Annotated in this window: 26 protein-coding genes; 10 read left to right on the forward strand and 16 right to left on the reverse strand. The window is 29.9% G+C overall.

What is annotated here, in order from left to right; genetic code table 11:
• Positions 1–70 precede the first annotated feature (70 nt).
• The 6 genes from V7R38_RS01330 (at position 71) to obgE (ending at position 8,205) form a co-directional block, all read left to right on the forward strand.
• On the forward strand, positions 71–1,069 hold the full coding sequence (locus V7R38_RS01330; protein ID WP_334055722.1) for a DUF6588 family protein: 999 nt from the start codon (positions 71–73) through the stop codon (positions 1,067–1,069).
• A gap of 127 nt (positions 1,070–1,196) precedes the next feature.
• Positions 1,197–2,123, forward strand: coding sequence for a malate dehydrogenase (gene mdh, locus V7R38_RS01335; RefSeq protein ID WP_334055723.1), 927 nt, complete (start codon positions 1,197–1,199; stop codon positions 2,121–2,123).
• A 75-nt stretch (positions 2,124–2,198) separates the two neighbouring features.
• Complete coding sequence (locus V7R38_RS01340) at positions 2,199–2,813, forward strand: hypothetical protein (protein ID WP_334055724.1); 615 nt, start codon at positions 2,199–2,201, stop codon at positions 2,811–2,813.
• A gap of 158 nt (positions 2,814–2,971) precedes the next feature.
• A complete protein-coding gene (gene secDF / locus V7R38_RS01345) occupies positions 2,972–5,944 on the forward strand; it encodes a protein translocase subunit SecDF (RefSeq protein ID WP_334055725.1) in 2,973 nt (990 codons plus the stop codon).
• 87 nt (positions 5,945–6,031) lie between these two features.
• Positions 6,032–7,150, forward strand: coding sequence for an adenylate kinase (locus V7R38_RS01350; protein ID WP_334055726.1), 1,119 nt, complete (start codon positions 6,032–6,034; stop codon positions 7,148–7,150).
• A gap of 65 nt (positions 7,151–7,215) precedes the next feature.
• Positions 7,216–8,205 carry a GTPase ObgE gene (obgE, locus tag V7R38_RS01355; protein WP_334055727.1) on the forward strand — a complete coding sequence of 330 codons (990 nt, stop codon included), beginning with the start codon at positions 7,216–7,218 and terminating at the stop codon, positions 8,203–8,205.
• Between the two features lies 1 nt (position 8,206).
• Here the strand turns inward: obgE and V7R38_RS01360 are convergent, their stop codons facing one another.
• The 5 genes from V7R38_RS01360 to V7R38_RS01380 all read right to left on the reverse strand — a co-directional run bounded on the left by V7R38_RS01360 (position 8,207) and on the right by V7R38_RS01380 (position 12,526).
• Complete coding sequence (locus tag V7R38_RS01360; RefSeq protein WP_334055728.1) at positions 8,207–8,659, reverse strand: hypothetical protein; 453 nt, start codon at positions 8,657–8,659, stop codon at positions 8,207–8,209.
• A 65-nt stretch (positions 8,660–8,724) separates the two neighbouring features.
• Positions 8,725–9,975, reverse strand: coding sequence for a tetratricopeptide repeat protein (locus V7R38_RS01365; protein WP_334055729.1), 1,251 nt, complete (start codon positions 9,973–9,975; stop codon positions 8,725–8,727).
• A gap of 9 nt (positions 9,976–9,984) precedes the next feature.
• The gene (locus V7R38_RS01370; protein ID WP_334055730.1) at positions 9,985–11,415 is read right to left on the reverse strand and encodes a M56 family metallopeptidase; all 1,431 of its coding nucleotides are present in this window, start codon (positions 11,413–11,415) and stop codon (positions 9,985–9,987) included.
• A gap of 3 nt (positions 11,416–11,418) precedes the next feature.
• Positions 11,419–11,778: a BlaI/MecI/CopY family transcriptional regulator gene (locus tag V7R38_RS01375; protein ID WP_334055731.1), complete on the reverse strand. Its 360-nt coding sequence runs from the start codon at positions 11,776–11,778 to the stop codon at positions 11,419–11,421.
• Between the two features lie 157 nt (positions 11,779–11,935).
• On the reverse strand, positions 11,936–12,526 hold the full coding sequence (locus V7R38_RS01380; protein WP_334055732.1) for a PhnA domain-containing protein: 591 nt from the start codon (positions 12,524–12,526) through the stop codon (positions 11,936–11,938).
• 141 nt (positions 12,527–12,667) lie between these two features.
• Here V7R38_RS01380 and V7R38_RS01385 point away from each other — a divergent pair, with 141 nt between their 5' ends.
• Positions 12,668–14,881, forward strand: a complete 2,214-nt coding sequence (locus V7R38_RS01385) for an FUSC family protein (protein ID WP_334055733.1) — start codon at positions 12,668–12,670, stop codon at positions 14,879–14,881.
• A 3-nt stretch (positions 14,882–14,884) separates the two neighbouring features.
• On the opposite strand, the gene ade is transcribed toward V7R38_RS01385, so the two are convergent.
• Positions 14,885–16,507 (reverse strand): adenine deaminase, encoded by a 1,623-nt coding sequence (ade, locus tag V7R38_RS01390; protein WP_334055734.1) that lies wholly within the window; start codon positions 16,505–16,507, stop codon positions 14,885–14,887.
• A gap of 80 nt (positions 16,508–16,587) precedes the next feature.
• On the opposite strand from ade, the gene V7R38_RS01395 reads away from it, so the two are divergent.
• Entirely contained in the window at positions 16,588–17,304 is a 717-nt protein-coding gene (locus V7R38_RS01395) for a peptidoglycan DD-metalloendopeptidase family protein (protein WP_334055735.1), read from the forward strand.
• A 2-nt stretch (positions 17,305–17,306) separates the two neighbouring features.
• On the opposite strand, the gene V7R38_RS01400 is transcribed toward V7R38_RS01395, so the two are convergent.
• Together V7R38_RS01400 and V7R38_RS01405 are read right to left on the reverse strand one after the other, a co-directional pair.
• Entirely contained in the window at positions 17,307–17,858 is a 552-nt protein-coding gene (locus V7R38_RS01400; RefSeq protein ID WP_334055736.1) for a 5-formyltetrahydrofolate cyclo-ligase, read from the reverse strand.
• A 1-nt stretch (position 17,859) separates the two neighbouring features.
• On the reverse strand, positions 17,860–18,228 hold the full coding sequence (locus V7R38_RS01405) for an MmcQ/YjbR family DNA-binding protein (RefSeq protein WP_334055737.1): 369 nt from the start codon (positions 18,226–18,228) through the stop codon (positions 17,860–17,862).
• A gap of 66 nt (positions 18,229–18,294) precedes the next feature.
• Between V7R38_RS01405 and V7R38_RS01410 the strand changes: the two genes are divergently transcribed.
• Positions 18,295–19,278, forward strand: a complete 984-nt coding sequence (locus V7R38_RS01410; protein WP_334055738.1) for a magnesium and cobalt transport protein CorA — start codon at positions 18,295–18,297, stop codon at positions 19,276–19,278.
• A gap of 66 nt (positions 19,279–19,344) precedes the next feature.
• Here the strand turns inward: V7R38_RS01410 and V7R38_RS01415 are convergent, their stop codons facing one another.
• The 7 genes from V7R38_RS01415 to V7R38_RS01445 form a co-directional block, all read right to left on the reverse strand.
• Entirely contained in the window at positions 19,345–19,590 is a 246-nt protein-coding gene (locus V7R38_RS01415) for a hypothetical protein (protein WP_334055739.1), read from the reverse strand.
• Positions 19,583–20,527: an alpha/beta fold hydrolase gene (locus V7R38_RS01420; RefSeq protein WP_334055740.1), complete on the reverse strand. Its 945-nt coding sequence runs from the start codon at positions 20,525–20,527 to the stop codon at positions 19,583–19,585. The genes V7R38_RS01415 and V7R38_RS01420 overlap by 8 nt, the downstream gene beginning before the upstream one ends.
• Positions 20,528–21,277 carry a cyclase family protein gene (locus V7R38_RS01425; RefSeq protein WP_334055741.1) on the reverse strand — a complete coding sequence of 250 codons (750 nt, stop codon included), beginning with the start codon at positions 21,275–21,277 and terminating at the stop codon, positions 20,528–20,530. It lies immediately after the preceding gene.
• Between the two features lie 36 nt (positions 21,278–21,313).
• Positions 21,314–22,447, reverse strand: a complete 1,134-nt coding sequence (gene hemW, locus V7R38_RS01430) for a radical SAM family heme chaperone HemW (RefSeq protein ID WP_334055742.1) — start codon at positions 22,445–22,447, stop codon at positions 21,314–21,316.
• The gene (ruvC, locus tag V7R38_RS01435) at positions 22,444–22,998 is read right to left on the reverse strand and encodes a crossover junction endodeoxyribonuclease RuvC (protein ID WP_334055743.1); all 555 of its coding nucleotides are present in this window, start codon (positions 22,996–22,998) and stop codon (positions 22,444–22,446) included. The genes hemW and ruvC overlap by 4 nt, the downstream gene beginning before the upstream one ends.
• 146 nt (positions 22,999–23,144) lie before the next feature.
• Positions 23,145–23,816, reverse strand: a complete 672-nt coding sequence (mnmD, locus tag V7R38_RS01440) for a tRNA (5-methylaminomethyl-2-thiouridine)(34)-methyltransferase MnmD (RefSeq protein WP_334055744.1) — start codon at positions 23,814–23,816, stop codon at positions 23,145–23,147.
• Positions 23,817–23,822: 6 nt separating this feature from the next.
• Positions 23,823–24,323 (reverse strand): DUF4920 domain-containing protein, encoded by a 501-nt coding sequence (locus V7R38_RS01445; RefSeq protein ID WP_334055745.1) that lies wholly within the window; start codon positions 24,321–24,323, stop codon positions 23,823–23,825.
• A 118-nt stretch (positions 24,324–24,441) separates the two neighbouring features.
• On the opposite strand from V7R38_RS01445, the gene V7R38_RS01450 reads away from it, so the two are divergent.
• Positions 24,442–25,497: a branched-chain amino acid aminotransferase gene (locus tag V7R38_RS01450; RefSeq protein WP_015482127.1), complete on the forward strand. Its 1,056-nt coding sequence runs from the start codon at positions 24,442–24,444 to the stop codon at positions 25,495–25,497.
• 79 nt (positions 25,498–25,576) lie between these two features.
• Here the strand turns inward: V7R38_RS01450 and V7R38_RS01455 are convergent, their stop codons facing one another.
• Positions 25,577–25,963 carry a nucleoside triphosphate pyrophosphohydrolase family protein gene (locus tag V7R38_RS01455; RefSeq protein ID WP_334055746.1) on the reverse strand — a complete coding sequence of 129 codons (387 nt, stop codon included), beginning with the start codon at positions 25,961–25,963 and terminating at the stop codon, positions 25,577–25,579.
• Between the last annotated feature and the right edge of the window lie 223 nt (positions 25,964–26,186).

Raw genomic sequence — 26,186 nt, forward strand, 5'->3', positions numbered from 1 at the left:
TTCAATAATTGAAGTGTGTATTTTTTTTTATCTTAGCTTCAAAGAAATTCATCAATCAAAACCCAAAAAAATGAAAAAGTATACATTAATCTTATTAGGCCTTTTTGTCTTTTCGTTTCAAACGAAAGCTCAAGATGGTTTTGAAGGCTATCTTTTAGCTGACAACAATGACAGAAGTAAATTAATAGAAGCATACGTAAATCCTGCAATGAAAGGTTTAATCTTCGGTATGAATAATGGCTGGTATCATACAGCTAAGGTTCATAAAACGTTAGGTTTTGACATTTCGATTGGCTTAAATGCATCTCTTGTTCCAGATGAGGATGAAATTTTTAGCCTATCTGGTTTAACATCAATAAATACTGGATCTATCACAGCTGCAACAGTAGCTGGCTCAGAAGAGAACACACCTTTAACCACAGTAAATTTTGTGGAAAATGGTACAGCCTACAGCACCACATTTAATGCTCCTGGAGGTATTAAAGAAAGTTTACCTTTAAGTGCAGTGCCTGCTCCTGCTGTTCAAGTAAGTTTAGGTTTACCCGCAAAATTTGAAGTTAACTTAAGATTAGTACCTAAGGTTGGAGATGATGATGTAAAAGGAAATCTATTTGGTATTGGTCTTAAAAAAGAAATTACAGATTGGTTTGGCCCATTAGACAAAACACCTTTGCATGTATCACTTTTAGCTGCATACACTACAATGACTGTAGATTACAATATAGAAAGCAGTGGCGATTTAAATGTGACAGATGGTTTGGCTGAGTTTAAACTTAACGCATATACTGTGCAGGCAATTGCCTCTTTAAACTTCCCTATAATCAATGTATATGGAGGTATTGGTTATGGTGCTGGTAATTCTACGTTAAACATGTTAGGAGATTATACCTTAAGTTATGGTGCAGCAAGCAGAACAGTTTCTGACCCTATTACTTCAGAGTTTGATGCTGGTGGATTTAGAACAACTGCAGGTTTAAGATTAAGTTTAGGCTTCTTCAAAATATTTGGTAGTTACACTTTGCAAGAATACAATACAGCCAATCTTGGAGTTGCTTTTAGCTTTAGATAAAATATCAAAGTAAATTATTAAAAGTCTGTAATTTTACGGACTTTTTTTTGCTTATTATTAAGACATTACACAATCAAAATTTGTATTTTTACAACTTTCAATAATTAATAAATAAAATTAGATAAAAATGAAAATTACAGTAGTTGGTGCAGGAGCAGTTGGTGCAAGTTGTGCAGAATATATAGCAATTAAAAATTTTGCTTCAGAAGTTGTATTATTAGACATTAAAGAAGGTTATGCAGAAGGTAAAGCAATGGACTTAATGCAAACAGCTTCTCTTAATGGCTTTGACACTAAAATTACTGGTAGCACTAGCGATTATTCTAAAACTGCAAACTCTAATATTTGTGTAATTACTTCTGGTATCCCTAGAAAACCGGGTATGACTCGTGAAGAATTAATTGGTATTAATGCAGGTATTGTTAAAACAGTTTCAGCTAGTTTAATTGAGCATTCACCAGAAACAATTATCATTGTTGTATCTAACCCAATGGATACTATGACCTACTTAGTCCACAAAACTACAGGTTTACCAAAAAATAGAATTATTGGTATGGGTGGTGCATTAGATTCTGCTCGTTTTAAATACAGATTGGCTGAAGCATTAGAAGCACCTATTTCTGATGTTGATGGAATGGTTATTGGTGGTCATTCAGATAAAGGTATGGTTCCTTTAACAAGATTAGCTACTCGTAACTCTGTACCAGTTTCAGAATTTATCTCAGAAGAAAGATTAGAGCAAGTAAAACAAGACACTAAAGTTGGTGGAGCAACCTTAACTGGTTTATTAGGTACTTCTGCTTGGTATGCACCAGGAGCTGCAGTATCTGGTTTAGTACAAGCAATTGCTTGCGATCAAAAGAAAATATATCCTTGTTCAACTTTATTAGAAGGTGAATATGGTTTAAATGACTTATGTATTGGAGTTCCTGTAGTATTAGGAAAAAACGGTATAGAAAGTATAGTAGAAATTAATTTAAGTGATGCTGAAAAAGATCATTTAAAAGAATCTGCAGCAGGAGTTTCTAAAACAAACGGATTACTAGAACTATAGTAACTCAATTTATTGATATTAAAATAGATTGCTTTTACATCTGTTAAAAGCAATCTATTTTTTTATATTTGAGCCATGAACACAAAATGGTACTTAAGTACACTTTTAGTTTTATTAATTTTTCTTGGCACTATACAAGAAAATAATCCTTCTCCTAATCAAGAAATTGTTTTAGAGTTTACTCATGCTGCTATAAATGATGCTGAAAAGGAACTTACCATTATCGATTTAAAAAATCGATTACAGATTGCTGGTGCTTCTAATATTCAAATTCAAGAAGCTAAAAATGGTAAACTAAAAATAGTCTATTTTAGTAAAGACCATGTATCTATTATTAAAGATGCACTTGCACTAAACAATTCTGCATCCAACAACATATCTTCTAATCCTTTAGAAGACAACAAATATCCATCAGAAGAAACTTCAAAATTTAACATTGATGTTTATGAAATAGATTCAGGTTCATATTCGTCTAATCTTGATGGTAAATCTATTTTAGAAATTAAATACGATTCAGACAGATTTACAAACAATCAGAATTATGCATCGTCTTTAAAATCGAATTTACCCGATTCTAAAATATCAAAAAAACTAAAATCTAAGTTTTACAATTCAAAACAAATTGTAAAAAACAGTACTTCTCATAATATTCCAGAGGTTAGAGCTGGTCCAAACTTCTTCTTATCATAAGACTAAACTGTTATTCTTATAACAGAAAAACATAATCAGAACTAGAGATAAACCCAAAGTTCTGAAAACAACCTATTAAACAAAATTAAATGTCAAGAAAGTTCGAGAAGTTATCTATATTTGCTCGTTTTTAAAATTTTTGACTAAAACCATATAAAATGCAAAACAAAGGATTAATAAAATTATTCGCTATTCTTTTTGGATTGGTGAGTTTATACCAATTATCATTCACTTTTTTAGCAAATAAAGTAGAAGATGATGCTGTTGAATACTCAAATGAAAGAGGTGCAAATAGTGATGCTAGAGCAAAAGCTAAATTCGAAAGAACGTATTTAGATAGTGTAGCAAGTAAAGAAATTATAGATTTAGGTATTGCACAATACACCTATAATGATGTAAAAGACAAAGAAATGAATCTTGGTCTTGACTTAAAAGGTGGTATTAATGCAATTTTACAAGTATCTGTAAAAGAAGTTTTAAAAAGCTTATCTAACGATTCTAAAAACGTGGCTTTTAATACTGCTTTAGAAAATGCAGACGAAAGACAAAAAGAAAGTAACTTAAATTATTTAGACTTATTTTTTGAAGAATTTCAAAAAGTAGCTGGTGATACTAAATTGAGCGATCCTTCAATTTTTGGTACAAAAGCGTTAAGTGAAAAAATATCTTTTGATGAAGCTAACATTACAGTAAGAGAAACTTTACAAGAAGAAATTAATAGTTCTATTGGTACTGCTTTTGAAGTTTTAAGAAGTAGAATTGATAAATTTGGTGTTACACAACCAAACATTCAAAGAATTGGTAATTCTGGTAGAATTCAAATTGAATTACCAGGAGCTAAAGATATAGAGCGTGTTACAAAGTTAATTACCAGTAAAGCTGAGTTACAATTTTGGGGTGTTTACACAAATGCAGAAATTCAGAACTTTTTCTTCGCTGCAAACTCTAAAGTAGCAGAAATGTTAAAAGATGATTCTGTTTTAGAGCAAGAACAAGACTCTGCAAAACAAGATGATATTGATGATTTATTAGGTGAAGAAGCAGATTCTACTAAAGTTCAGAAAAGCTTATTTACTTACTTATATCCAAACGTTGCACAATCTCAACAACAATTAAGTTCGGTTGTAGCAAGTGCTAGAGTTTTAGATACTGCAATGGTTAATGATTTACTTTCTAAGAAAGAAGTAAGAGCATTATTACCAAATGAAATTAAATATGCTAAATTTTTATGGGATTATAAAGCTGTAGAAGGTGCTGATGGTGCAGAAATTATTAGTTTATATGCCATTAAAGGGAACAGAAATGACAAACCTACTATTGAAGGTGATGTTATTTTAGATGCTGCTCAAGTTTTTGACCAACTAAATAAGCCTGAAGTTTCTATGACAATGAATAGTTCAGGAACAAAACAATGGGCTAAAATGACTGCTGATAACGTAGGTAATTTTGTTGCTGTAGTTTTAGATGATTATGTATATACAGCTCCTTCTGTAAACCAAGTAATTAGTGGTGGTAGAACTTCTATTTCTGGTGGAAGTATGACAGTTGCTGAAGCAGAAGATATTTCTACAGTATTAAAAGCGGGTAAATTACCTGCAACTGCAAGAATAATTCAAATTGAAGTAGTTGGGCCATCTTTAGGTCAAGAAGCAATTGATGCAAGTTTCCTATCATTTGGTTTGGCAATTATTTTAGTTTTATTATGGATGATTTTATACTATGGTAAAGCAGGTGCATTTGCTAATGTTGCATTAATAGTAAATATTTTATTCATCTTTGGTGTATTAGCTTCGTTCAATGCAGTGTTAACTTTACCTGGTATAGCTGGTATTATCTTAACCATAGGTATGTCTGTAGATGCCAACGTAATTATTTTCGAAAGAATTAAAGAAGGCCTATTCAAGAAAAAAGGTTTAAAACAATCTGTAGAAGAAGGTTTCTCTATTAAAGGAGCTTTATCTGCAATTATAGATGCAAACATTACAACATTATTAACAGGTATAATTCTTTATGTTTTTGGTACAGGACCAATTAAAGGTTTTGCTTTAACTTTAATGATTGGTATTGCAACTTCATTATTTACAGCTGTATTTATTACGCGTTTATTAATTGATAGTTCAGTTAATAAAGGATCTAACCTTACCTTTAACACCTCTGTTTCTAAAGGATGGTTCCAAAATATTAATGTAGAATTCTTAAAGAAACGTAAGGTTGCTTACATCATTTCTGGTACAATTATTATTGGTGGTTTAATCTCTATATTCTCTATTGGTTTAAAACAAGGTGTAGATTTTAAAGGAGGTAGATCTTATGTTGTACGTTTTGATCAAGATATGAATGCTACAGAAGTAGCAGGTACTTTAAAAGATGCCTTTGGTTCTGCTCCTGAAGTAAAAACTTACGGACAAGCAAATCAATTAAAAATTACAACTGTTTACAAGATTGAAGAAGAAGGTACAGAAGTAGATGAAGAAGTACAAAATACTTTATTTACAGGTTTAAAACCTTATTTAGGTGATACTACTTACGAAAACTTCAAGCCTGGTTTTGAAAAGCAAGGTGCAGGTGTTATGAGTTTTATGAAAGTAGAACCTACAATTGCTGATGATATTAAAACATCTGCTTTATATGCAGTATTTGGTTCATTAATTGTAGTTTTCTTATACATCTTACTACGTTTTAGAAAAGTATCGTTCTCATTAGGTGCAGTAATTGCTGTTTTTCATGATGTATTAATTGTATTAGGTGTATTCTCTATTACTTACAGTTTTATGCCTTTCGATATGGAAATAGGCCAATCATTTATAGCAGCTATACTTACAGTGGTAGGTTACTCCTTAAATGATACAGTGGTTATTTTCGATAGAATTAGAGAGTTTGCTGGTTCTTATCCAAATTGGAAATACAGTAAAGTTGTGGATTCTGCCTTAAGTTCAACCTTGGGTAGAACAATAAACACATCTTTAACAACATTATTAGTAATGTTAGCTATCTTCTTATTTGGTGGAGATTCTATTAAAGGATTTATGTTTGCTTTAATTGTGGGTGTTGTAGTAGGTACGTACTCATCATTATTTGTGGCAACACCAATTATGTATGATTCTTCTAAGAAAGAGTTAAAGAAAAAATAATTTTATTTTTAAATATAAAAAAACCGTTTTGAACTAAAATCAAAACGGTTTTTTCATTCCATTTACAGCCCTTATATTTGCATCTTTATGAGCATTTTAAAACTTCATGATTTATATTTTAAGCCTTTTATTTCTAAGGCAGAAATTAATGCAATTGTAAAACATTTAGCACAGCAAGTAAAAGCAGATTTACCTAAAGATGAAGTACCAATATTTGTGGGTATTTTAAATGGCTGCTTTCTATTTGCAGCAGACTTTATTAGAGAGTTTGATGGAGATTGTGAAGTGTCATTTGTAAAATTAGCCTCTTATGAAGGCACCTCATCTACTGAGAACGTTAAAGAATTAGTAGGTATTAATGAAGATTTAACCAATAGAACAGTAATTATTCTAGAAGATATTATAGATACAGGAAACACACTTCAAGAAATTTATAATATATTTAGAAATCAGAATGTAAAAAAATTAAAAATTGTATCCTTATTTTTTAAACCAGATGTGTTTAGAAAAGAGTTACCAATAGATTATATTGGTAAAAGCATCGAAGATAAATTTATTGTAGGTTATGGTTTAGACTACAATGGTTTAGGAAGAAATTATCCAGAAATATATCAATTATCAATAGCACCTAAAATGAAAAACATCGTATTATTTGGCCCTCCAGGAGCAGGAAAAGGAACACAAGCAAACTTTTTAAAAGAAATGTATCAATTGGTACATATTTCTACTGGAGACGTTTTTCGATTTAACATCAAAAATCAAACTGAATTAGGCTTACTAGCAAAAAAATATATGGATGAAGGTGATTTAGTACCTGATGAAGTAACCATAAATATGCTAAAAGCAGAAGTTGAAAAAAATCCAGATGCGAATGGATTTATCTTTGACGGTTTTCCAAGAACACAATCTCAAGCAGATGCCTTAGATACCTTTTTAGGTGATAAAGGCGAACAAATAAATGCTATGATAGCTTTAGAAGTACCAGAAGATGTTTTAGTTACTCGTTTATTAGAAAGAGGTAAAACTAGTGGTAGAACAGATGATACAGACGAAGCAAAAATTAGAAATCGTTTTAACGAATACAACACCAAAACTGCAATTCTAAAAGATTATTTTGAGGCTCAAAATAAATACTATGGAATTAATGGTGTAGGTTCTATAGAAGATATTACCAAAAGAATTTCTGAAGTATTTGATACTTTATAAATCAAATTCTTAAAAAACTTCCAATACTAAACTTGATTATTCAAGGATTAAAGAAATAAACAAAAATGACTGAAGGCAACTTTGTAGATTACATAAAAATATACGCTTCTTCTGGTAAAGGTGGACAAGGTTCTGCACATTTACATAGAGAAAAATATATTACCAAAGGAGGACCTGATGGTGGAGATGGAGGACGTGGAGGACACATTATTTTACGTGGAGATAAAAATATGTGGACTTTATTTCACCTAAAATTTAAACGTCATTTTAGAGCTGAAGGTGGAGGTGCAGGAAGCAAAAGTAGAAGTACTGGTTCTGATGGTGAAGATATTTATGTTGATGTTCCTTTAGGTACAATCATAAAAGATGCTGATACAGATGAAGTAATTGTAGAAATAACTGAAGATAAAAAAGAAGTTATTTTACTTAGAGGTGGTAAAGGTGGCTTAGGTAACTGGAACTTTAAATCTTCTACAAATCAAACTCCAAGATATGCACAACCTGGTATGGATGGTGCAGAAGGATGGTTTAGAATTGAATTAAAATTATTGGCAGATGTTGGTTTGGTTGGTTTCCCAAATGCAGGGAAATCTACATTATTATCTGTATTAACAGCTGCTAAACCTAAAATTGCAGATTATGCATTTACTACATTAAAACCTAATTTAGGTATTGTAGAGCATAGAAATCATCAAACTTTTGTAATGGCAGATATACCTGGAATTATAGAAGGTGCTGCAGAAGGTAAAGGTTTAGGGCATCGATTTTTAAGGCATATTGAACGTAATTCTGCTTTGTTATTTCTAATTCCTGCAGATGCTGATGATATTAACAAAGAATACGAAATTTTACTAAACGAACTGAAAAAGCATAATCCAGAATTGCTAGATAAAGATCGGTTATTGGCCATTTCAAAATCTGATATGTTAGATGATGAATTGCAAGCTGAAATTAAAGCTGAATTACCTAAAGGTGTAAATGCTTTATTTATTTCTTCTGTGGCACAAAAAGGTTTGCAAGAATTAAAAGATAAACTTTGGAAAATGCTAAACTAATTTAGTTTTTCAATTGAATTTTTATGGGTAATTGATACTTGGTAGTAACAGGGATTCCTCTTTTGATTGCAGGATATACCTTGTCTAATTTATCTACAGAAGATTTTACCAAACTATCAAATTTTGGCAACTCCTTTTTTAGCAATTTAGATGTTTGTATTCCTTTAAAGTTTATAACACCATCTTTAGCAATAACTAAATCTACTAGAACAATTTCATTTAAAGAATCTGTTATTGTAAATATATGTTGCTGTAGCTCCTCTCCCACTTTTTTGTGAATAGTAGCTCTAAAACAGTTTTGTTTTTCAATCTTATCAATTAAAGAATCGCAAACTTTAAAAGAAGGATAGGTATCTACAGAAGTAAAATCTACTATGGTATCTAAAACTTGCCCATTTGTATTTTTTACTAGTGATAAATTATCACAAGAAGTAATACAGATTATTAGTATCAAGAAAGAAAAAACACGCATAGAGAGCTCTAAAAATATAGCGTGAATTTACTAAAAATTACTGAACTTTATTTTAAAGTTTCTCCTCTCATAAAATAGTCTTTCTTAATCTCATTAATTCTATTTCTAACAAAATTATTCATGCCTTCATCTTTCCTCCAAAACTTTTCTGTATACTCATTGTAAAGTCTATAAGCTATTTTTTTATCCTTATAATAATCATCAGACATTGTAGCTAATTGATACAAGGCTCTGTAATTAGAAATATTCTCTTCGTAAGCCTTCTTAAAAAATTTTATAGCCATTTTGGGCTTTTCCAATTCATAAAAAACACGAGCTAAACCATAATATTCAGCATCTCTAGCTTTTTTACCTCTAGTTGTGGCCATCATATAATTCATCATAGCCTTATTGTAGTTTTTCTCTTTAAAGTAAATATCACCTAAATAAGTTAGGGCTGTGTAATCTTCTCTATCTATAAAAGATAATTTAGTAAACACTTTTTTTGCTTGGTCTAAACTGTCTAAATTATAAAAAACCCTGCCTAACATTACTTTACTATACGTTTCTTTTTTATCTATAGTGTCTAAATTTTTAAGAAGAGGAACTGCCTCTAAATAATTCTTGTCTTTATAAAGTCTATTAATTTTTAGCTTATTTAATTCGATATCATTTTTATTAAGAGCTAAACCCTTATCTACAAATAATTGTGTTGAATCTTTATCTTGTAATTTATGAAAACTCTTTGCTAACCTTTTAATGGCTTTTAAATGTGTAGAATCTTTTTTATAAGTAGCTATAAAACTATTAATCATAGGATCTCTTTGGCCATTTAAAGCATAAGCTAAACCTAGGTAATACGTATAATTCGCATTATTTACATCTTGTTCAACCAAATAAGAAAATGTAGAAATAGCTTTTTTAGGTTTTCTGTTGATGACATACATTTTACCCAATTGATATTTTAAAACCAAATTCAAGGTATCTTTAGCTATTAGTTTTTCATAAATAGGTATTGCTTTTGCAGACTGGCCTAAAGCCCTATAATTTTTAGCAAGTTTTAAGTTGGCTTTTTCATCATCTTTAAATGTTATTGCCTTTTCTAAGTAGAAACTAGCCTTTTTAAAATTATCTATAGATTCATAAATGATGGCTTTTTTATAGTTAGATAAGAATGAGGATTCACCTTCATCTAAAACTTTTAAAGCCATTTTGTATCTGCCCTTGGCAAATAAACTATCTGAAACAGCAAAAGTTGAAGTTTGTGCTTCAACTTTTACTATTGTTGCTAACAACAGTAGTACAATAATCTTTTTCATAACTAATTTTTATTCAACAAATAAGGTAAATGGTATTGAATATTTCACGTTAACCTTTTTTCCTTTATTTTCACCAGGAACCATTTTAGGCAAAGTTTCCATTACTCTGATTACTTCTTCTTCAATTTTTGGATGCGGAGCTCTTGCTTTTACATCAACTATATCTCCTTGTTTATTAATCATAAAACCAATAAATACTCGTTTTTTTCCTGAACTTAAACCTAAAGTTTTGGGCATTTTAGAATCAAAATTAGTTACAAAATGCTTTTGTACCATTTTTGAAAAACAAGCTCTGTCTCCATCTTCACATCCAGGAAAAACGGGTGTTTTATCAATGGTCATAAAAGATACAGATTCTGTTTCTACAACAGTTCTCTCGTCTATTTTATTTATGATAGTCTTTAACTTTAATAATGTTATTTCATTTTCTTTAGCTTCTTTTAGATTATTTAAAAGCGTTATAGAATCACGCAAAACCTGCTGTTGCTGCTCTAATAAAACTTTTTGTTTCTCATTGGCTTCTTTTTGCTCTTTTAATGCATTTTCTAAATTACTAATTTCATTCTTTAATGGTTTTGTTGCACAAGAGCTATAAAAAAGCATGCTTGCCAAAACAGGAATTAGGAGTAAATACTTAAGTTGATTCATTTTTTTAGATTGTTTCTTTTTCATCATAATAATTCTTTTTTTAATTAATGAGGGTTTATAAAATTGATTAATAAATGCAATATTCTCTACTTGAAAAAAGTTGGATAGTAAATTGTTGATATAGTTTTCTTTGGTTTCTGATTTTGCTACAATAGCATCAGAAATATATTCATGTACTAAAGTGATTCTCTTTTGATAGAAATAAATTACTGGGTTAAACCACATGGCAATTTTCAAAATCTCAAAGACAACCAAATCATACGTATGTTTTTGTTGTGTGTGCACCAACTCATGCTGAATAATGTTTTCTCTATTTGCTTCTTTAATTTTACCACCTAAAAAAATGTAATTAAAAAAAGAAAACGCCTTACTACTAGAAGGTATAATTATTAGTTTCACATCTGCTAAAACCAAAGACCCTGCATCGTATTTTTTAATAATACTTGCAATCTTTATTAACTTTATTAAAAATAGAAGGGTAAAAATTACAACACCTACCCAAAAGAAAATACTTATATAATTTATAGAATTGGTAAAGCTTTCAGTTGGTATTGCTTCTGTAATCACCTTTTCTGGAGACAGCATAATTTCTGGAAGATTTACTATAAACTCTTCTGGAACAGACTGTTCTAATGTTGAGATTTTTATTAACGGAATAAAGAAAGAAATTATTGGTGTAACCAATAAGTACCACCTATTCTTAGTGAAAAAGGTTTCTCTACTTAAGAAAAAATCATAAATCGCCAAAAATAAAATCTGAAATAAGATTACTTGTATTATATAATTTATCATAGCTTATTTTTTATTTACTTCTTTTAAAATAGACTCTAATTCCTTTACATCCATTTTGTTTTCTTTCACGAAAAAAGAAACCATACTCTTAAATGAACCTTGAAAATAACCATTCATTAATTTGTGTAAACTTTGATTACTATAGGTATCTTTATCTATAAGCGGATAATACAAATACCCTCTACCCTCTGTTTTATGACCAACAAATTCTTTCGTTTCTAAAATTCTTATAATTGTTGAAACAGTATTATATGCTGGTTTTGGTTCTGGCAATCGAGTTATAATATCTTTTACTGAAGATTCTTGTAAATCCCACAGCACTTGCATGATTTGCTCTTCTGCTTTTGTTAATTGTTTTGACATATTTTCAACTAAAGTTTTAGTTTATTGAAACAAATATAACTAAATATTTAGTTTAAACTAATTTTTTAGTTGAAAAAATAGTTTTATTTATCTTTTAAAAACAAAAAAGCCTTTAACTCGATAGAATTAAAGGCTTTTAAATATTATTAAAGTGTGGCTATTCTTTATCTGCCATTTTTTTTACATAATCTGTTACAATTACAATTTGGGTAGGCCCTACTTTGCCTTCTATATACTTCGCATTTTCATGATCTAAAGAAATTCTTCTTACTGCAGTGCCTTGTTTAGCAACCATACTAGATCCTTTTACTTTTAAATCTTTAATAAGCACTACAGAATCCCCTGCTTGTAAAATAGCGCCATTTGCATCTCTATGAATTATTTTTTCACTCTCTGCTAAATGATCTCCTGTTTCTTTTGCATAAGCCAATTCAGCATCTTCCATATACATCATACCCAATAATTCTGTTGGCCAGCCTTCGTCTTTTAGGCGATGTAACATTCGCCAAACAACGACTTTTACTGGCGTAAACTCAGACCACATTGCATCATTTAAACATCTCCAATGATTTGCATTTAATTCTTCATCGCCCTCTATTTGTTTAGTACAAGTATCACAAGCTAAAATACTACCATCAAAACCGCCTGTAGAAACTGGTTTTACTTCATAAATCGATAAATTTTCTTTTGCAGCACATAATTCACACTGATTACCACTTCTCTTTTCTAAATCTTGTTGTAAACTCATATTAACTATTTAAGGGGATAAAAATAAACAAACCTAATTAGTTAAAGGCTTACCTGTGTAACTTTAAAGTTTTATTTTTAAATAACACAAAGTAAACCTCTAAGTAAATTAACTTAGTAGATTTGCAGTATCACTAATTCTATGATTAACGCATTTTTACGATACATAAAAAGTCTGCAATTTTTAAAGGCACTATTAATTGCAATAGCGATGGCTATTCCTGTTTTTGTATCTGTATATTTTTTTGATAGTATAGACATTGGTTTTGGTATTGCTTTAGGATCTATCTTGTGTGTACCTGCAGATACAAATGGTAGTTTAAACCATAAATTTTATGGTATTTTATCTTCTATTGTACTAACCTTTACAATTACGCTTTTAGTTGGCTACTTCAGTCACTTTTTACCAATATTAGTTCCGCTTTTAGTATTTCTGATTTTCACGGTTTCCTATATTTCTGTTTTCGGATTTAGAGCTTCTTTAATTTCATTATCGGGATTATTGGCTTTGGTTTTAGCATTTGCGTATGACAGTTCAGAAATTTCGATATTACAACATTCTATTTGTATTGCAATTGGTGGTATTTGGTATTTAACTTTAACCATTTCAACCCAAATTTTATTTCCTCAAGTTCAAACAGATTATCTATTTGTAAACTTATTAGAAAAAACAACCGATTTTATAAAATCTAGAGGTGATTTATTAATTGCAAAGGATGATAGAACTATTCTTTTAGAAAAGAATTTTGTGCTTCAAACAGAAATTAACGAATTGCACGAAACCTTAAGAGAAGTTATTTTAGAAAAAAGAGCTAATGCTGGTTTTAGCAATAGAATTCGACGTCAGCAATTAGTATTTTCTAGAATTATGGAGATTTATGAATTGGCCATTTCTAATGCTATAGATTATAAAAAGTTTGATGATTTATTTGAAAATCATCCTGAAAAAATTGATGAATTTAAAGTACTGATTTATGAAATTTCGAATCATTTAAAACATCTATCTAAAGTAATTTTAAAAGAAGAGAAATTAAATTTTACCAATAGTTTTGACATCCTTCTAAAAAAAATAGAAAATCAAATTGAATTGTATGAGCTACAAGTTGGTTTGCCTGAATCTAGAGAAGAAGTAATTTTATTATTGAACTACAAAACGTATCAAGAAAAGCAAATTCAGAATTTAATTGATATTGGTAGAATACTTACCAAATACTATAAAAACGATAAAATTAGAGGCATAAAAGATGCTGAGCAATTCATTACTCCTATAGATTACGACATTAAAAAGTTAAAGGATAATTTTAATATTAAATCGCCCATATTTAGACATTCTTTAAGATTAACAATTACCACAATTGTTGGTTTCTTTATTGGTAATCTCTTGGAATTGCAACAGTCTTACTGGATCTTATTAACCATAATTGTAATTATGAGGCCAAGTTACAGTTTAACAAAAGACAGAGTTAAAAGTAGGGTTATTGGTACAATTTTAGGTGCATTGGTTGGTGTTGCTATAGTTTTAGTTACGCAGAACACCATTATTTATGCTGTTATTGCTTTAATTTCTTTGATTATTGGTTTTTCTTTAATTAAACAGAACTACAGAAATGGAGCTGCATTTATAACGCTTTACGTAATTTTTATGTATGCGCTTATTTCATCTAATGTATTAGAAGTTATACAGTTTAGAGTATTTGATACCTTAATTGGTGCAGTTTTAGCTTTTGTTGGAAACTATCTATTATGGCCTGTTTGGGAAGCGAAGAACATGAAAGAGTTTTTAATAGATACTGTAAAAGGTTTTGAAACTTACTTGAATGAAATCAACAATTTTTATCATGAAAAAGGAGAAACTGCAACGAGTTACAACTTAGCTAGAAAACAGGCATTCTTGAAAGTTGGTAATTTAAATGCAGCCTATCAAAGGTTAATGCAAGAGCCAAAATCTAAAAAAGAGAATAGTGCTTTAATTTATGATGTTGTTACCATTAGCAACACTTTCTTATCTTCTCTTTCTGCTTTAAGTATGTTTATTAAAAATAACGAAAGAGGTTTAGCTCCAGAACAATTTGAAATTTATGTAAAACATATTTTAACCAATTTACAACACGTAATTTCTTCGAATTCTTCTAAAAAAATTGATTCTTTAGATAACCAAGAGTTGAAAACTGCAGAAAGAAATTATTCTAATTATTACAAAGATTTATCGGTTACTAGAGATCTGGAGATTAAAGAGGGCATACCCATTTCTGACGAACTAAAAATTGCCTTGCATGAAACACAATTAGTGTTTGGTCAAGTACAATGGTTGTATAGTTTATCTACTAATTTAGTACAAAAGATTGGTAAACTTTAATCTTTAATTTACTTCAAGAGAGGTAAACTTGAAGCTAGTGCCATCAAACAAACCTTTATCTGACAATTTTAAAGAAGGTATCACCAAAAGTGCCATAAAAGACAAACTCATATAAGGTGCCTTTAATTGGCTACCTAATTCTTTTGCCATTTTGTCTAAAGCTGCATAGGCTTCTCCAATTTCTTTGGCTGGTTTGTCTGACATAATTCCTGCAAAAGGTAAAGAGACTATTTTTTCTTTAGATGCAGTAACTGCACAAACTCCACCTCTATTTTTAATGATTAAATTTACAGCTTTACAAATCATTTCATCTGAAACTCCAACAGCGATTATGTTATGAGAATCATGCCCAACAGAACTTGCTATTGCCCCTTCTTTTAAACCGAAATTTTTAATAAATGCAATTGAAGGATCAGCATTTTTATAACGGTTTACAACTGTCATTTTTAAAACATCAGTAGCTGTATTGGAAACTAAGTTTCCATTTTCTATTAAAGATGCTACTTCAATTTTATTAGTCACCAATTCTCCATCCAAAGCTTCAATTACCCTAATTTTTGATGATGAAGATTCAAACATAAAATCTTCCACTTTCTTTAAGTTAGTATTAAAATTGTTTAACACTTCAAAAGGTACATGTTTTACAAAAGAAGCTCCGTTTTTGGCTACTAATTCACCATTAATATACGTTTCTAATACATTAAAATGCTTTAAATCATCCACCACTATAAAATCGGCAAAATCATTTTTCTGAAGTAAACCAACGTCTAAATTATAATGCTTAACAGGATTCACACATGCAGCCTGCAGAACTTTAAAAACGTCAACCCCCTTAGCTACTGCTCTTTCGCACAACTGATTAATGTGACCTAATAATAAATCATCTGGATGTTTATCATCAGAACAAAACATCATATTTTCAAAATTGTCTGGCAGTAGCTCAATTAAAGCTTCAAAGTTTTTGGCAGCAGAACCTTCTCTAATAATCACTTTCATTCCTTTTTCTAGCTTCTCTTTTGCTTCCTCAAAAGAAAAACATTCGTGATCTGTAGAAATACCAGCTGCAATATATTTACTAACATCTTCACCTCGTAAACCAGGTCCATGCCCATCTATAGGCTTTTGGTTGTTTTTTGCGTGTTGAATTTTAGCCAAAACTTCTTCATCATCAAATAAAACACCTGGATAATTCATCATCTCTGCTAAATATTTAATGTCTGAATTTTCCATCATTATTTTGATGTCATCAGCATTAATAATAGCTCCTGCACTTTCAAAGGAAGTTGCTGGCACACAACTTGGTGCTCCAAAATTGAATTTTAACGGAACTTTTTTTCCATTTTCAATCATAAAATCTACACCCTTTACACCTAATACATTTGCAATTTCGTGAGGATCTGAAACTGTGGCTACTGTACCATGAACAACCGCAATTTTTGCAAATTCAGAAGGCACAAGCATAGAGCTTTCAATATGAATATGTGCATCTACAAAGCCAGGAATAATATAGTTTTCATTGGTATGATTTGATTCACAAATAGCTATAATCTTATCGCCTTTTACCTCTATTTCTCCTTTAAAAATATTACGATTTTGAATATCGACTATGTTCCCTTGAATGATCATCTTTGAGTGCTTTTACACAAAATTACAAATAATAGAAAGAGGATATATTAAAATGTAAATAGAATATTATATTTTTGAATATGGATAGAAAAGTACAGCATGAAAAGTTCAAAAATTGGGCTAAAAATTATAATTTTTCATTAACAGATTTGTTTCCGACAATTGGTAAAACAGAAATTTGTCATATAGATTTAAGCAAAGAAAATACCATTGTAAGAACAGAAGCTGAATTTAATAACCCTACTTATTTTGAAGGAAAACTAGCTGAAATTCAAGCAGAAAACAATAAAGCCATAATTACTGGCGGTTATTTAGAAAAACGATCTTTATACACATCAGATATTTATAATGCAGAAAATTCTACAGCCAAAAGAAACATACATTTAGGTGTTGATTTTTGGTTGGCTGCTGGCACTTCTGTTCATGCGTTTTTAGATGGAGAAATAATTTGTGCTGTGCATCAAAAATCGCACAAAGGCTATGGAGGTTTTGTAATCTTAAAACACAAGTTAGATGATTTTACTTTTTATACTTTATATGGGCATTTGTCTGAAGAAAGTTTGAAAAAATATAGTGTGGGAAGTAAGCTCAAAAAAGGTGATAAAATAGGTGATTTAGGTAACTATGATGAAAATGGTGCATGGGTTCCTCATTTGCATTTTCAAGTAATGCTAACTTTATTAGATTACAAAAATGATTTTCCTGGTGTTGCTTTAGAAAGCGAAATTGATTTTTGGAAAGAAATTTGCCCTAACCCAAACTATTTATTGAAAAGTGATGTGCTAAATAATTGGTAGGACTAGTTTTTAGGATAAATGACTTTATCTAGTGGAATATCGAACTCATTTTTATCAGTAATTTCATCAACAGGTTTAAAAAAATTAAGACCAACTGTGATTACATCTTTTCTACATTTCGCTAAAAATCGATCGTAAAAACCTTTTCCATATCCAACTCTGAAGTTATTTTCATCAGAAATTAAAAGAGGCACAAATACTAAATCTAAATCTGTTTCTTTTGCCTGAATTGCATTTTTGGGTTCAGGAATTTCGTATTTATTCAGTTCAATTTGTGTGTCTTTTTCTAAATAAAAATGAGACAATGTATTGTTGGTGAAATCACTTTTCGAAACTACAATTTTAATATTTTTACTTCTTAAATAATCGATAATTGGTGTTGTATCAATCTCTTTAAACTTTTTTAAAGTCAAGAAAATATGAGCAGTTTTTACTTGAGAAATATCTAAATTATATACTTGCTCATAAATATTAGAGGTAAATTGCTGAATTATATTAGCAGACAATTGTTGTCTTTTTTCTTTATATATTTTTCTAAGCTCACTTTTTGTCATATTACAAATTTTCTAATTCAGCTTTCGCTTTTTTGGTTAGTCCTTGAACAACCAAATCATAAGAATGGTCGATTAATTGAAAAACCAATTGATCTGAAACATCCGAATCATTTATAAGTACAGTGTTCCAATGCTTTTTATTCATATGAAAGCCAGCAGAAACTCCATCAAACTCAGCTCTTAATTCTAATGCTTTTTCAGGATTACATTTTAAGTTAATTTTCTGATCACCATTTTCACAATGATTTAAGCCTACCAAAGCAAACATTTTGTGCATTACTTTAAACACCAAAGTAACCTCATCAAAAGGAAAATGCTCTGTGACACCTTTTTTTGAAATGCAATAATCTCTTAATTGTTCTATGTTCATAAAACTATTTTGTTAAGTTGAAAATACAATTTAAAAAAGTATCTTTAACTATCAAAAAACAAAATAATGCAAGAAAACGAATTTCTTAAAAACACCAATTTTATAAGCTATACAGAAAGCACATATAGAAAAAGTGAGTTCGATACACTTTCTAGTGTAGACTTGCATCAAAAACCAGTAGAAAATGTTTGGGTAAATACATACGGACTTGAGTTTTTAGGTTGTTTTAAAGAAGTTATTCTAAAAAATAAATTGGATGATTTTTTGATTAAATTATTGATGGACAAAGAACATTCTAACAAAGTAATTACTTTAGAAAACATGCTTTTTGTTTCCATTAGAGTTTTAAAAACCGAAGATTCTAATTTAGATTCTGAACAAATGATCTTTATTTTAAACACCGATTTTTTATGGAGTATACAAGAAAAAAAAGGTGATTATTTTGATTGGATTCGCAAGCGTTTAGAAGGTAATAAAGGTATTGTTAGAAAGAAAAAAATAGCCTATTTATTGTTTTTGTTGATAGAATCTATCATTGACAATTACCTAGAAACCTATCAAAAACACGAAGAAATAAGTAGTGATATCTTAGATGCAAGTAATATAAAGCCTACACCAGAATTTACGTCTTTAGTAGAAAAAAGAAAACAAGAATTGTTTAATTTTAAAAAAGCAACTCTAAGTTTAAGAGATACTATTATTAAATTAGAAAGTGTAAAAATTGAAGGTTTTAACACTAGGTATTTTGGTGAACTAAAAGAACAAACGAATAATTTAATTTCGAATATCGATTTTGAATTGCAAGAACTAGAAAGTAAAATCAATTTAATTTTTAGTATTCAAGGTCATCGTTTAAATGAAGTAATGAAAACGCTTACTATTCTTTCTGTTATTTTTATTCCTTTAACATTTTTAGCAGGAATTTACGGAATGAACTTTGAGTATATGCCAGAACTCAAATTTAAATACGGCTATTTTATTTTATTAGGAATAATGCTATTGGTTACCATTCTTTGTGTTTGGTACTTTAGGAAGAAGAAATGGTTTTAAATAAAAAAACAGTAATTAGGATAGACTTAAAATGCCTTTTTAATAGATGTACACTTCGAATAAAGGTCAGTTTTTATCCTTTTTGAAAATTACTTTTAAAAAAATAGTAAAAGCAACAAGACTAAAAATTAATGCTACATATTTAGCAATATGTATTGTAATATAAAAACCTAATCCCTTACTAGAATTACTATCTGCCAACAATGCAACTGTATCATTGACTCTTTGAGAAAATTCCATATAAGAGAATACAGAACCTGCACTAATACTTATTACTAATAATCTAAAGTTTTTAAACGATCTTTTAATCATTAATATACTGCTTAAATATCGCTAAACTCTCTTCAGGATTTTCTTCCATAGGAACATGCCCAGAATTTTCTAAAACTACCAATTTAGAGTTATGCATAACACTATCCATACGTTTTCCATTGTCTAATGGAATCCAATTATCTTGTGCTCCCCAAATTAATAAGGTTGAATTTTGTATGCTCTTTAGCTTATCAATATTTGCTTTAGAGCCCAATTTAAAATCCATTCTTGCTCTATCTATAAAGGCTTGTCTGTTGCCTTCTCTTAATGCCATTTTATGATATCTACTAACTAAATCATCTGTAATTTTTGTATCATCAGCATAAACCTCTTGCATGTTTTTATTGATGAAAAACTTTGGAGTTACATATAAAAACAAATTGCTTACAACTGGTGTTTTTGCCATTTTAAACACAGCTGGTTGTGGTTTATTGGTTGGCAATCCACTAGCGTCTACCAAAATTAGTTTATCGACTTTATTAGGATGTTCTGCTGCATAATTCCAAGCAATATTTCCTCCTAAAGAATTACCTGCCAAATGAAAACTATGGATTGCTATTTCGTTTAAAAATTGATCTAAAAAGGTGGTGTATGATTTTATAGAATAATCTGCGGTTTTATTTGGACCTGTTAAACCAAAAGCAGGCAAATCCATTCTAATTATGGTATTGGTTTTCTTTAATTCTTTAGTCCAAGCATCCCAAGTATGCAAAGAAGAGGCTGTACCATGAATTAAAACGATTGGAAAACCTTCTCCTTCAATTCTGTAATGTACTTGCATACCATCAATCTCTATAAATTTAGAGTATTGATTGGCATATTCAACCTTTAAATCATCAACAAAAATATCTGAATATACTACACTATTGATTGCAAGAATTAAAGCTATTAAAGGTATATATAACCAATATTTTCTCTTAGATGATTTGGGTTTCATTTACTTGTTAATTTTATACAAAATTGGTTTACTTGGTGTAGCATCATTCTCAAAGGGTGCAACCATTAGGTTTAACAAATATTCACCATCAGTTACTTCATTTGGTACATAAATAAACTCTGTGATGGTTGCATCCATTCGTAAAGGCCCATCTGTGTTCCAAAATGCATTATGTGCTAACAATTTACCTTCATCTTTTTCTTTATCTACAGAAGGTAAATCTACCAACAAATGCTTTATTCCTTTTTCTTTTAAAAACACAGCTGTTTCTTCTAACAAATAGGTAGGATTTGTGTTCGAATACTTCATGCTCTTTTTGTCTGTAAGATTGGGTAAGGTTCGTATTATAACAGCATCTCTCTTTTTATTTCTTAAAGCCATTTTTAATTGCTTAGTTGCAATAACTAAATCTCCATCAACCTCTATTGGAGCAATGGTAATAAGCTCTGCTAAATGAAAATAATGCTTTAAATTCTGATTTACTGAATGTACTTTTTCTGTGATATGACCAACACATTCTGTATGCGTAATATGCGAATGAGGATTAAAATGAATTGAATTAAAGTTTACTACTGCACCATTTTCTACAGAGATATTTTCACCATCAACTTCTTCTGGAAAAATTTTTGGATCGTCTAAATACCAAGCGTTTACATTTCGCTTGCTAACATCTATAGCAATTGAAATATCTATAGGTTTTGAAACATCAATTTCTATTTTTCTTGAGTTATATTCAATGGTTGCTTTCATCTATAAAAATTGTGATTGAGTAATTTTAATTATTGATTATTTTAAATTTAGCATAAACAAGTCAGAGGCCAAACCATCAGATAAAAATTTTCCTTTTCTAGTAGTTTTTAGCACTTCATCTGCAATGAAAAGTAATTCTTGATCTATATATTTCTGTGCTTGCATTTGTAAATATTTGGCGTAATTTTTTCCGAATTGCGATTCAACTCTTTGTAATGAAACACCCCAAATTGTTCGTAAACCAGTCATTACATATTCATTATACCTGTCTGTTACAGATAAAACTTCTCTTTGTATTGGTAATTCGTTTTCTAGAATATTTTTAATGTATTTGGTATTGTTCTGCACATTCCAACTACGTTGAACACCATCAAAAGAATGTGCTGCAGGCCCAATCCCCAAATAAGATTTGCCTAACCAATAAGCCGAATTATTTTTGCTGAAAAAATCTTCTTTACCAAAATTGGAAAGTTCATAATGAATAAAACCAGCTGCATTTAGCTCATCTGTAAGTATCAGAAATTGTTCTTCTGCTTTATCATCATCAACATTTTTAATAACACCTTTATCTATAAAACGCTCTAAAGCTGTATCTGGTTCTACTGTTAAAGCGTAACTAGAAATGTGTGGAACTCCATAACTTAATGCTGTATGTATATTTTCTGTCCATTGTTCATTAGAACAATCAGGAATACCATAGATTAAATCTACAGAAATATTAGAGAAATATTGTGCTGCAATTTCTAAACATTTTTTAGATTCTTCTGCATTATGTGCTCTATTCATTAATTTTAAATCTCTTTCAAAAAAAGACTGCACACCAATACTCAATCTGTTTATTTTAGAAGCTGCTAATTCTATTATTTTTTCTTCTGATAAATCATCAGGATTTGCTTCTAGCGTAATTTCTGGATTATCAACAACTTTAAAGTTTTCATAAACCGTTTCAATTAAATTATTGATTTCTTGAGTAGATAAAATGCTTGGTGTACCACCACCAAAATAAATGGTTTCTACAACATCATTATTTAATTCATCTTTACGTAAAACAATTTCTTTAGCTAAACAATCTAAAAGTTCTGTTTTCTTTCTTAAAGATGTAGAAAAATAAAAGTTGCAGTAATAACAAGCTTGTTTACAAAATGGGATATGTATGTATATTCCACTCATTTTTTTACTCGTTTTTCGTTCTGCTTCACAAAACTTGCCCAACCAGAATAATTTTTACCACCAACCACTTTACCTGAATTGAAATAGTGACAAACTGCTGCTGCTAAACCATCTGTAGCATCTAGATTTTTAGGAAGCGTTTTTAAATTAAGTAACGATTTTAGCATTAAAGCTACTTGCTCTTTACTGGCATTTCCATTTCCTGTAATTGCCATTTTTATTTTTTTTGGAAGGTATTCCGTAATCGGTATTTCTCTAGACAAACCTGCAGCCATAGCTACACCTTGTGCTCTACCTAACTTTAACATAGATTGTACATTCTTACCAAAAAAGGGCGCTTCAATTGCAATCTCATCTGGATGATAGGTATCAATAAGTTCTATAGTTCTTTCAAAAATCAATTTAAGTTTTAAATAATGATCATCGTATTTTTTTAGAATCAATTCATTCATTTGAATAAACTCCATCTTTTTACCTACAATTTTTATGAGACCAAACCCCATAATTGTAGTACCTGGATCTATACCTAAAATTATTTTTTCAGTTGCCAAATATTAATTGAATAAAGAATTTAAAAGTGATTCTGCATTAAACCACAAAAACAAAATAATGGCTAATAATAGTATTAGAAATAAACCCTTTTTAGGTTTTGACTCTTTTTTTCTACCAAATTTTCTTTTAAACTCCATTGTTTTATTTAGCTTTTAGTTGCTCTTAACATTTCTCTTTTTCCTGGTGGGCCTTCTAATCTTTCTACTATAAATCCTACAGCCTGCATTGCTCTTCTAACGCTACCTTTTGCTGAATAGGTAGTTAAAATTCCACCTTGTTTTAAAGCAGTATACATTTTCTTAAAAATAGCTTCTGTCCATAATTCTGGTTGATTCTTTGCTCCAAAAGCATCAAAATAAATCAAATCAAAAGAAGCTACATCATCTATGCCTTGAAAAAACTGTTTTCTTTTTAGTAAACTAAAAGAATCTGATATTTTATGATTTTCTTCCCAAGAGATGTTATGCATCAAATTAAAATCATCTTTAAATTCTTCTGCTTTTAACTCAGAAACATAATTTAAACTTATCACCTCATCTTTTGCAATTGGGTAAGCTTCTGCACCCACATATGAAATAGAAATATTTTTACTTTTTGTTTCTAAATAGGTAATAAATGCATTTAACCCAGTACCAAAACCAATTTCTAAAATAGCCAATTGATTTGTGTTTTTTTCTAGGTATTTGTGCAAACCTGTTTTTATAAAAACGTGTTTTGCCTCTTGTATTGCACCATGTTTAGAATGATATTGCTCATCCCAATCTGGAAGATGAATACTAGTAGAACCGTCTGAGGTTATAAATATTTCTCTTTTCAATAAAAATTATTTCTTCATTAAAACACCATTAGCTTCAAAAGCAAATTCCTTCTTAGGCTCAGTGATTAAAGCTATTTCCTCTTCAGTTTTACCTGCATCTTCTGCATAGTGTCTCAATTCATCTACAGAAGTTTCTTTAACAAAGGCTTTACCAGCTACAATCACTTCTTTTTCTGCAGCATCTAAAGGCATAAAAAATCCGTAATCTTTAAAACGAACCATAGTTTCGGTTTCAGCATCTAAAGGTAATTTCATCCAACAACCTTTTTTAGAACAAACCTCATTAATTGTAGATGTAAATTTTGCATTGATAGTATCACCAACATTCATGTTTTCGAACTTGGCCAACATTTCTTCTGAAGTCATCACAGCTTCATCATTTATTTTATCTCCAAAAGAATTGTAATTATCAGCAACTACCTCTACATTTTTTGTTTCAGTTTTTTCAGTCTTACAAGCAGTTGCTACTAATAAAAGAACAACACATAATTGGATTACATTTTTCATCTTATAATTATTTAACATATTCGTTACAAAAGTAATAAATTTAACAACAAAACTAGGTCTTTGTATAAGAATTGGATAAATAAATTATGTACATTTGCAGTCTAAAAATTAACTTAAAATGACATCAAATATAGAAATTCAACGTGTAGAAAAATCAAAGATTGATTCTGTTGATTTTAACAATTTACCTTTTGGAAGTGTATATTCTGATCATATGTTAACTTGTGATTTTGTAGATGGTAAATGGCAAACTCCAAAAGTTGAGCCTTTTGCACCAATTTCATTAGATCCTTCTGCAAAGATTTTTCATTATGGACAGTCTATTTTTGAGGGTATGAAAGCCTACAAAGATGCTGAAGGAAACATGATGCTTTTTAGACCATTAGAAAACTGCAAGCGTTTGAATAAATCTGCTGAACGTTTGGTAATACCTCAAATACCAGAGGATATTTTTATGGATGGTTTAAAGAAACTTTTAGAAATAGATAGTGCTTGGATACCTACTAACGAAGGTAGTTCTTTATACATAAGACCATTTATGTTTGCAACAGGAAATGGTTTTCATGCTTCTCCTGCAGATGCTTACAAGTTTGTAATTTGTACTGCGCCTTCAGGTGCATACTTTGCTGGTAAAGTAAAAGTATTAATTGAAGAAAAATATGCTAGAGCTGCAAATGGTGGTGTAGGTTATGCTAAAGCTGGGGGTAATTATGCTGCACAGTTTTACCCAACACAACTAGCTATAGAAAAGGGATACAATCAGGTAATTTGGACAGATGATAATACTCACCAATATATAGAGGAAGCTGGTGCAATGAACATCTTTGTTAGAATTAACGATACTTTAATTACCAGCCCTACAAGTGATAGAATTTTAGACGGAATTACTCGTAAAAGCATTTTGCAGATTGCTGAAGACAATGGCATACAAACAGAAGTTAGAAAAATTTCTGTTGGCGAAGTTGTTGAAGCTGCAAAAAACGGTAGTTTAAAAGAAATGTTCGGAGCTGGAACAGCTGCAGTTATCTCACCAATTGCTGGTTTTGGATATCAAGAAAATGATTTTGATTTACCAGAACTGGAAAACCCTTATGCTCAAAAATTGAAAAAATTGATTACAGATATTCAAACTAATAAAACAGAAGATCCTTATGGATGGAGGGTTATGGTTTAATCTATAATTTTTTAAATATCAAAAAAAGCATCAATTTTTATTGATGCTTTTTTGTTTATATAAAGTGAAAATCTAATTTTTACTTTTCTAGAATGGCTTTTATATTAGGTCTAAAATAATTTGGGCCTTTTAAAACTTTACCATCTTCTCTATAAATCGGTTCTCCATCTTCACCCAATTTACTCATATTAGAATTTTGAATTTCGTTAAAGACTTCTTCTATTTTATCTTGCATTCCATGCTCAATTATGGTACCACATAAAATGTACAACATATCTCCTAAAGCATCTGCAACCTCTATTAAATCATTATTTTTGGCAGCTTCTAAATATTCTTCATTTTCCTCTTTCATTAATTCATAACGTAGTTGTTTTCTATCCTCAGAAATATCTACAGTAGGTGAATTTTGAATGTTTAATTTAAATGCACCGTGAAATGCATGTACAGCCGCTATTTTATTTTTCATTTTAAAAGATTGTTTTAAAGTTCTATACCTTTAAAGGTTAAGAATTGGTATATAATTTTGTAATTTTGCAAGTAACAATATAGAAATTCTAATTCAGATAAGAAGAGCTAAATTGTGTATTATTTATAAAACTTATAAAGATAAACCTCATGATTTTTAATGCTTACTTTACAACTGGCAGAATTATGTTTATGATATTTTTTGTGTTAGCTTTTGGGATATT

It is taken from the genome of Polaribacter sp. P097, assembly GCF_036864555.1.
Taxonomy (GTDB): domain Bacteria; phylum Bacteroidota; class Bacteroidia; order Flavobacteriales; family Flavobacteriaceae; genus Polaribacter.

Bases quoted from the DNA above. Each gene is read 5' to 3' on its own strand.
- ade (WP_334055734.1), bottom strand. From the start codon at position 16,507: ATGATCATTCAAGGGAACATAGTCGATATTCAAAATCGTAATATTTTT.
- V7R38_RS01350 (WP_334055726.1), top strand. From the start codon at position 6,032: ATGAGCATTTTAAAACTTCATGATTTATATTTTAAGCCTTTTATTTCT.
- V7R38_RS01375 (WP_334055731.1), bottom strand. From the start codon at position 11,778: ATGTCAAAACAATTAACAAAAGCAGAAGAGCAAATCATGCAAGTGCTG.
- V7R38_RS01400 (WP_334055736.1), bottom strand. From the start codon at position 17,858: ATGACAAAAAGTGAGCTTAGAAAAATATATAAAGAAAAAAGACAACAA.
- V7R38_RS01380 (WP_334055732.1), bottom strand. From the start codon at position 12,526: ATGAGTTTACAACAAGATTTAGAAAAGAGAAGTGGTAATCAGTGTGAA.
- V7R38_RS01420 (WP_334055740.1), bottom strand. From the start codon at position 20,527: ATGAAACCCAAATCATCTAAGAGAAAATATTGGTTATATATACCTTTA.
- V7R38_RS01385 (WP_334055733.1), top strand. From the start codon at position 12,668: ATGATTAACGCATTTTTACGATACATAAAAAGTCTGCAATTTTTAAAG.
- mdh (WP_334055723.1), top strand. From the start codon at position 1,197: ATGAAAATTACAGTAGTTGGTGCAGGAGCAGTTGGTGCAAGTTGTGCA.
- secDF (WP_334055725.1), top strand. From the start codon at position 2,972: ATGCAAAACAAAGGATTAATAAAATTATTCGCTATTCTTTTTGGATTG.
- V7R38_RS01410 (WP_334055738.1), top strand. From the start codon at position 18,295: ATGCAAGAAAACGAATTTCTTAAAAACACCAATTTTATAAGCTATACA.
- V7R38_RS01340 (WP_334055724.1), top strand. From the start codon at position 2,199: ATGAACACAAAATGGTACTTAAGTACACTTTTAGTTTTATTAATTTTT.
- V7R38_RS01365 (WP_334055729.1), bottom strand. From the start codon at position 9,975: ATGAAAAAGATTATTGTACTACTGTTGTTAGCAACAATAGTAAAAGTT.
- obgE (WP_334055727.1), top strand. From the start codon at position 7,216: ATGACTGAAGGCAACTTTGTAGATTACATAAAAATATACGCTTCTTCT.
- V7R38_RS01405 (WP_334055737.1), bottom strand. From the start codon at position 18,228: ATGAACATAGAACAATTAAGAGATTATTGCATTTCAAAAAAAGGTGTC.
- V7R38_RS01415 (WP_334055739.1), bottom strand. From the start codon at position 19,590: ATGATTAAAAGATCGTTTAAAAACTTTAGATTATTAGTAATAAGTATT.
- V7R38_RS01450 (WP_015482127.1), top strand. From the start codon at position 24,442: ATGACATCAAATATAGAAATTCAACGTGTAGAAAAATCAAAGATTGAT.
- V7R38_RS01425 (WP_334055741.1), bottom strand. From the start codon at position 21,277: ATGAAAGCAACCATTGAATATAACTCAAGAAAAATAGAAATTGATGTT.
- V7R38_RS01445 (WP_334055745.1), bottom strand. From the start codon at position 24,323: ATGAAAAATGTAATCCAATTATGTGTTGTTCTTTTATTAGTAGCAACT.
- V7R38_RS01330 (WP_334055722.1), top strand. From the start codon at position 71: ATGAAAAAGTATACATTAATCTTATTAGGCCTTTTTGTCTTTTCGTTT.
- V7R38_RS01370 (WP_334055730.1), bottom strand. From the start codon at position 11,415: ATGATAAATTATATAATACAAGTAATCTTATTTCAGATTTTATTTTTG.
- hemW (WP_334055742.1), bottom strand. From the start codon at position 22,447: ATGAGTGGAATATACATACATATCCCATTTTGTAAACAAGCTTGTTAT.
- V7R38_RS01395 (WP_334055735.1), top strand. From the start codon at position 16,588: ATGGATAGAAAAGTACAGCATGAAAAGTTCAAAAATTGGGCTAAAAAT.
- V7R38_RS01455 (WP_334055746.1), bottom strand. From the start codon at position 25,963: ATGAAAAATAAAATAGCGGCTGTACATGCATTTCACGGTGCATTTAAA.